Below are 7,402 nucleotides of genomic sequence, written 5' to 3'. Positions count from 1 at the left end.
TACTGCTTGATAGATTGTGAAATTTAGCCTGCATGCAACTGGAAAAATACACTATCAACACTTCTTGACAAAGAGCCAAATATCTCCTGTACTGCTCGATAGCTTTCTACTGTTCCGATATCATATCTTCTCCCCTTAAAGAGATATGCATGTACTTCTTTTTGCTTGATCAGATACGGAACAAAATGCCCTGGAGCATCCGGATTATTTCCATCCTCTAGATATTTATGGAAGTATGGTAATGTTTCCTTCTTGTATAAATAAAAGGCAGGTACACAATACGTTGAACGCGGTTGTTCTGGCTTTTCTTCAAAAGACAAAACTTTCTGATAATTATCTAATTCAATTACACCAGCTCGCTTCAGTTGTGCTTCGTTCTCTTCATGATAGGCAGTGATACAATCAGTTCCAACCTCTTTGAAATAAGCAGCAAAATCTGACAGTTCAAAATCGAATAAATTGTCTCCTGCTAATACCATCAAGTCATCAGAGACATCCAGCTGGTCAATCACATATTGAATGTCTCCAATTGCTCCTAAGCGTGTATCATTCGTCATCGTACCATCATTTACAACTGTTAACTTCTTCGTATAGTTGGTACTTTTTACCCATTCCTCAAAGTGACTCGTAAACTTGTTATTCGTCACAATTATTACCTCATCAATCTCATCCACTTTTTCAAGTTTCTCTACGATATAATCCAATATCGTTTTCCCAGCAACCTCCAACAACGGTTTCGGCTGGTCTTTCGTAAGTGGATATAATCTCGTTGCATACCCTGCCGCTAATACGATGGCTTTCATCTACTTCACCGCCTCCAGATTTTTCACTAAGCTAGCTCCATCAGCGGTTTTACAAAAATTAACCGCGTAGCTATCTTTGTATTCTGGATGTCGAACTGGATAGACACTATCAATCTTCGCTTTAATCTCTTCTTTGTAGGCTGGATCAATCAAGCCTATAACAGCACCTCGGTACCCGGCGCCGCTAGGACGAGCACCATATACTCCTTTACATTCACGCAAAAGATAGTAAATACTCTTCATCTCAGGAATTCCTGATTCATATTGGTAGAAGGAACTTTCACCAGACTCGAACATTAATTTTCCAAATTTCTCGAGGTTCCCTTCCGACCAAGCTTCTGCCCCATCTAATACACGTTGCTGTTCAGTAAAGAAATGAGCTGCGCGTTTTCGGAATCTTGCTGGTATTTGCTCTTTATAGGCTTCATACACGTCCACTGGGATGTCCCGAAGTTGGACACTTTGTAACGGAGTGATTTCCATTCCACTTAGTTCCTGCATCAGCCAACCAGCCACACGAACTTCATCTACCCGGTTGTTAAAATCAGTGCTAATCAAATCCTTTGAAATACCAGAATAAACTACCACTACTTCAAATTCAGGCATGCTAGCCCCTTTTTGAATCATTTCATAATCGTTTGTTTGACAATCCATTACCATTAATTGATTGTCCATACTTAAGATATTTGCGGATTGATCTAGGATGCCATTCTTCAATCCAATAAATTTAGTTTCTACCCAATGACTGTACTTAATCAAGTCTAGTTTGGATACTTCAATATCATTCACGTCACACAAAGCCATCAAGTAAGCTGTCGTAACCGCTGCTGACGAACTGAGTCCTCCAATTGGTAACTTTCCACTTACAATGGCGTTAATTCCCCTTTTCAAAACGTAGTCTTGTTTTAAGGATAAAACTGCACCACGAATGTAATTTCCCCAGAATCCTGGAATATATTCTGATTCATGGGTAATGTGAAAGAGTTCTTTATCTGGAAAATCCATGCTTTCAATACGCACATATCCATCTTCTGTAGGAGCATAGATCATATCTACACTAGCATCCAGAGTCATTCCTGTTACTCGCCCTCCTTGGTGATCCGAATGAGCACCGAGAGGACAAATACGTAATGGGGAACGAACTGCACGGAAGTCTTCTTCATCATATATTTCTTGGAATTTCTGTATTAAATGATTCAAATTTTCGCCTCCGCACTATTTTTTATTGTAGTAACTCACATACCAGTCCGTAAAACGTTGCAATCCATCTTGTATGGAAGTCTCTGGCTTGAAGCCGATTGCTTCTTGTAATTTATCCGTAGAAGCATAGGTTGCTGGAACATCACCAGGTTTGATAGGTTCGAAAATCTTTTCAAATTCGACTTCTCTTCCTAATGAATTACTTAATGCTCTTTCTAGAGAAGTAATGAATACCATTAGTTTCTCTGGGTTATTGTTCCCAATATTGAATACCGTGTGTCCCGATGCTGGTTTTTCAATAAGTCCCATAATCCCTGTAATAATATCATCAATATAAGTAAAGTCGCGGTATAAATCATTCTCAAAATCACCGTTATTAAAAATATGGATGGGTTCATCATTGAAGAACTTATCTGTAAAACCAAAATAAGCCATGTCTGGTCGTCCCATCGGCCCATAAACTGTAAAGAAACGCAGACCTGTTGCTGGTATCTTGTAGAGATGGCTATAGGTATGAGCCATTAGTTCATTTGATTTTTTTGTAGCAGCATATAGGGATACTGGATTGTCGACAAAATCAGTTTCTTCAAAAGGCACTTTTTTGTTGGATCCATATACTGAGCTGGAAGATGCGTATAGTAAGTGTTCAACTGGATAATGGCGACATGCTTCTAGAATGTTATGGAAGCCAATGATATTGCTTTGGATATAGGCATCTGGATTTTCAATGGAATAACGAACGCCTGCTTGAGCCGCTAGGTTCACAACCATATCAAAATTGTGAGTGGCAAACAGTTCATCTATGCCCGCTTTATCGGCCAAGTCGATTTTCAAAAAAGTAAATGCTGAATGGTTCTTCATTTTATTTAATCGCTCGTGTTTTAAGTTCACATCATAGTAGTCATTCAAATTGTCAATTCCTACTACGGTATGCCCTTCTTGAAGTAAACGTTCTGATAAGTAATAACCGACAAAACCAGCAGCTCCGGTTACAAGTATGGATTTAGATTGCATGCGTATCTCCTTCTTATTCGTGTTCATTGGCGAATTGTACTAGTTCTTGTCGAATGATATCCTCTGGTTGTGATAGTACGTTCTCCACAAATGCCATTGTGTCATCCAACTTATATTGCGTACTATTCCCCACAAATATTTTCTCAAAAACTTGTTGTTCGGATAATTGTCCGTCTGCCAACAATTCCTCATATAACTTCTCTCCAGGCCGAATTCCTGTTTCAAGAATTGGAATGTCCGCTTCGGTGAAGCCTGAAAGACGAATCATTTTCTTAGCCAAATCAACAATTCGCACAGGCTCGCCCATATCCAGAATGAAGATTTCGCCACCCTTTGCTAGTACACCGGCTTGGATAACCAAACGACTAGCTTCTGGGATAGTCATAAAGTATCGGATCATCCGAAAGTCAGTGACTGTTACCGGACCACCGTTCGCAATTTGTTCGCGGAAGACAGGTATTACACTCCCTCGACTGCCCAATACGTTACCAAAACGTACAGCTGCAAACTTGGTCTTACCAGGTTCATTCAACGCTGTAACAATCATTTCAGCAATCCGTTTAGTAGAACCCATCACGTTAGTTGGACGAACCGCCTTATCTGTGGAAATCATGACAAAACTCTTCACGCCTACTGATTTGGCAGCTTCCGCTATATTCTTCGTACCATAGACATTGTTCTTGATGGATTCAGTTGGATTGTATTCCATCAATGGCACATGCTTATGTGCAGCTGCATGATACACTTGATCCGGTTTGAATTTCTCCATAATGCTAAAGATTCGGTTGCGATCTTGAATATCCGCAATTACCGGCACGATTTCAATCGAACGGCCGTAAAGATTTCGTAATTCTTTGTCAATTAAGTAAATCGAGTTTTCACCATGTCCCAATAAAATTAACTTGGCTGGCTCAAACTTAGCTACCTGCCGACATACTTCCGAACCAATTGAGCCGCCCGCTCCACTGACCAATACCACTTTACCGTGCAGCTGCTCGGCAATCGTTGATTTATCGAGCTGTACTTCCTCACGGCCCAACAAGTCCACCACATCGATGTCTCGGAAACGATTGACGCTCAGTTTTCCTTTTAGGACATCCTCGATGCTAGGCATTTGGTTTACCTTTACATCTACTGCAGAACAGTGTGCGATGATGCGCTCCAAGTCATCGGGAGTAGCCGAAGGGATAGCGATTGTTACTTGATCAATTTTATACTCCCTTACCAAAGCCGGTATATCCTCTTCCGTACCTAAGACAGGTATGTCGAAGAGCAGCGAGTTCTGCTTACCTGGATCTTGGTCAACAATCCCAATAATATCCACTTCACCTGGTCTTTTCGTTAAGTTACTGATGAAGAGGTTACCTCCGTCCCCTGCTCCTACAATAAGCGTACGAATTTTATCTTCTTTGTTAGTGCCCTTAAAGGACTGACCACTTTTGTACTCATGATACAATCGCCACAATACACGTGACCCAGGAATCAGTAGTAAACTGAAGGCATACATCAAGAAGATGTAGCGGTAACTGACTGAGCGGATGAACAAAATAGATATCAGACCCGATACCGCAAAGGAAACCGTCATGGAAATAACTGCCCGCAGAATTTCATACATACTCGTATAACGGATAATCCGGGAAAATAAATGGTTACGTACGCCAAATCCCAAGTAGACATGAATGGATACACCAATCATGACGTAATAGAAATTGTTTTCCGGTCGAATATAAGCTTCTACCATAAAATGGGCCAAGAAAGCCGAAAACAAAATAAACAGTGAATCAACAAACATTAAAATAAAGGCTTTCTGCCCTCTTGTTAAACGCATACTAAAAATCAACTCCTCCTAAATAAAACTAAAACAAGCCAAACCATTTCTTTTTCTTGCGAACTTCTTGTGGTGCTTCCGTTTGGACATAATCCCCATTAATTAATTTTTTTGTCGTTTGGTGAAACTGTTGTACTTTGCCAACTCCAAAATCCTGCTCCAACTTCTCAAACGCATCCTTCATGCGGAAGGCACGCCCGCGCGTGTTATGTGCATCCGAAGCCAGAAAATGTACCAAATTCGCTTCAATCAGCTGTCTACTCAACTCCGCTGTCTCCTTCCCGAACACGCCAACATAGCTGCTAGCGGTTAATTGTGCCAGAGCTCCACGCTCGACAAACTCCAACAGTTTGTTTGGATTATCGATGATTTCTTGGTTCCGTTCTGGATGCACGATTACCGGTACAATTTCTCTTTGTTGCAGAGAGAAGAACAACTGATCCGCATAATGTGGAATAGTCATCGTCGGAAATTCAATCAGCAAGTAACGGTTCCCGTCATCCACAAAAAGAATTTCATCGTTTTCGATTCCAGCTAAGATATCCCCACTTAAGCGCACTTCTTGCGCTGGAAAGATTTCTAAGGGAATTCTTTCAGCTTCTAATCTTTGTTGTAGTTCTTCTGTCAAAGCAATTACGTCATGCTTTTTATTTTCAAACTTTCCGTTCAAGTGATGTGGCGTTGCCAGAATATGGGTAATCCCCTCATCAACCGCTAAACGTGCCAAAGAGAAGGAATCATCCCATGACCGGGCACCATCATCAATTTGAGGAAGAATATGACAATGAAGATCTAGCATGTTCGCATCTTCCTTCCTAATTTTTCTAATATAGACAAATTTAATTATACAGTATATTGATAGAACATACTATAAGAATTAAAAGAAAAAGGCACTGGTTTTTGAATTGCAAAACCTTGTGCCTCCTGATTAATTTTCTTCTGTGTAATAGTAATAGTAACTGTTGTCCTGCTCGCTGGTTGGGACTTGGTTGTAGACTGCTCCCAACACGTTCGCGTTGACTCGCTTTAGGATTTCATTTGCTTTTAGCATGTTCTCTTTTTTAGCTACGCCGTGGCGAACCACAAAAATAGTTCCTTCTGCGCGTCCGGCCATGATTTGAGCGTCACCGAAACCGAGCAAAGGTGGCGTGTCGAAGATGACCAAGTCATATTTGCTTGTTAGTTTATCTTGGAGTTCCTTCATACGGTTGCTTCCGATTAATTCAGCTGGGTTTGGTGGGATTGGGCCACAGGTCATTAAATCGAGATTATGAATATCTGTCTCCAAAACACACTCTTCTACGGTTAGCTCTGGTTTGGACAATAGTGATGTCATTCCGGTTCCGTTAACAACTTGGAACGCTTTATGAACAGATGGACGGCGGAAATCTGCCTCCGCTAATAGAACTCGATAGCCTTGCCTCGCAAATGTAATTGCCAGGTTTGCCGCTACCGTCGATTTTCCTGCATCAGGCATGGATGACGTCACTACTAAGGATTTATATTTTTTATCCACCATGGCGAACTCAATGTTGGTTCTCAAAGTTCTAAACTGTTCAGAAATCAAGGAACCAGGGGAAGCCAGCGTGATTAGTCCTTTATAATTTTTTTTGAATCTTTTTTTTCTACCAAATACCATTAGACTACCCTTCTCCCTCTTCTTGTTTCATTTTTTTGTTCTTCATGACGGACAGCCATATCTTTCAATTCTTTTTCAGTCATTAAAGAAATAGCCCCTAAATCAGTCCATCCGATATTCTGATTGATAAACTGACTATCTTTGACAGTATTATCTAAATAATCACTTAAAAATGCAAATGCAACCCCTAAAAAAACTCCTATAGCTAATCCGAGTGCTATATTTAATGGAATATTAGGAGATACGGGATTTAAAACAGGGGTTGCTTGGGAAAGGATTGTAACGGACTCTACTTCAAGAATACTACCGATTTTTGACTCAAAAGAATTAGCTATTGCATTTGCAAGTTCAGCTGCTTCATATGGACTGTCAGCTGACACCGTTACGCCAAAAACAAGTGAATTATCTTGTGTCTGAACATTAATTTTTTCTCTTAACTGACCAATTGTTAAATCAGAATCAGTCATAGTAATCACATCTTCTAAAATGATTGGCTCTCGAATAATACTTTGGTAAGTATTAATTAAATTCAAATTCGTTTGGATATCTGTGTTAGTAATTGCCTGACCAGTATTTTGAGTTTGATTTACTACAATTTTTGAGGTTGATTCATACTGCGGAGTAACAAAAAAGAATGTATAAACACCCGCTAACATAAAAATTATCAAACTACTCAAAATAATTCTACTAGAGTGCCTTTTTAGTAAAGAAAATAGTTCACTCAATGAAATTTCTTCGCTCATTTTTTCCTCCAATAACCTTTTATACTTTTAACTCTACAGTCTACTGAAATTAGTACTTCTAAAATATTTTTGCGAGCTATACCGGTGGCTTTTTAGTGACTTTGATTTGTCAATTTAAGCTAGACAAAGTAGATTCATCTAGGTAACTCAAAAATACTTCCAGTGGCGTCTGGTA

The 7,402-nt window shown here is 39.9% G+C and carries 7 protein-coding genes; all 7 read right to left on the bottom strand.

Features of this window, described 5'->3' with window-relative positions:
• Positions 1-23 precede the first annotated feature (23 nt).
• The gene (locus PVE40_RS11985; RefSeq protein ID WP_274732183.1) at positions 24-803 is read right to left on the bottom strand and encodes a nucleotidyltransferase family protein; all 780 of its coding nucleotides are present in this window, start codon (positions 801-803) and stop codon (positions 24-26) included.
• Positions 804-2,003, bottom strand: a complete 1,200-nt coding sequence (locus PVE40_RS11980; protein WP_274732182.1) for a GHMP family kinase ATP-binding protein — start codon at positions 2,001-2,003, stop codon at positions 804-806.
• A 15-nt stretch (positions 2,004-2,018) separates the two neighbouring features.
• Complete coding sequence (locus PVE40_RS11975) at positions 2,019-3,017, bottom strand: NAD-dependent epimerase/dehydratase family protein (RefSeq protein ID WP_274732181.1); 999 nt, start codon at positions 3,015-3,017, stop codon at positions 2,019-2,021.
• A 13-nt stretch (positions 3,018-3,030) separates the two neighbouring features.
• On the bottom strand, positions 3,031-4,845 hold the full coding sequence (locus PVE40_RS11970) for a polysaccharide biosynthesis protein (protein WP_274732180.1): 1,815 nt from the start codon (positions 4,843-4,845) through the stop codon (positions 3,031-3,033).
• Positions 4,846-4,873: 28 nt separating this feature from the next.
• Positions 4,874-5,644 carry a tyrosine-protein phosphatase gene (locus tag PVE40_RS11965; RefSeq protein WP_274732179.1) on the bottom strand — a complete coding sequence of 257 codons (771 nt, stop codon included), beginning with the start codon at positions 5,642-5,644 and terminating at the stop codon, positions 4,874-4,876.
• 129 nt (positions 5,645-5,773) lie between these two features.
• The gene (locus PVE40_RS11960; protein WP_274732178.1) at positions 5,774-6,484 is read right to left on the bottom strand and encodes a CpsD/CapB family tyrosine-protein kinase; all 711 of its coding nucleotides are present in this window, start codon (positions 6,482-6,484) and stop codon (positions 5,774-5,776) included.
• On the bottom strand, positions 6,484-7,227 hold the full coding sequence (locus PVE40_RS11955; RefSeq protein WP_274732177.1) for a YveK family protein: 744 nt from the start codon (positions 7,225-7,227) through the stop codon (positions 6,484-6,486). Before PVE40_RS11955 ends, PVE40_RS11960 begins: the two co-directional genes overlap by 1 nt.
• Positions 7,228-7,402 lie beyond the last annotated feature (175 nt).

Source organism: Jeotgalibaca caeni (genome assembly GCF_028863945.1).
GTDB lineage: Bacteria > Bacillota > Bacilli > Lactobacillales > Aerococcaceae > Jeotgalibaca > Jeotgalibaca caeni.
This window is presented reverse-complemented; position numbering and strand designations above follow the sequence as displayed.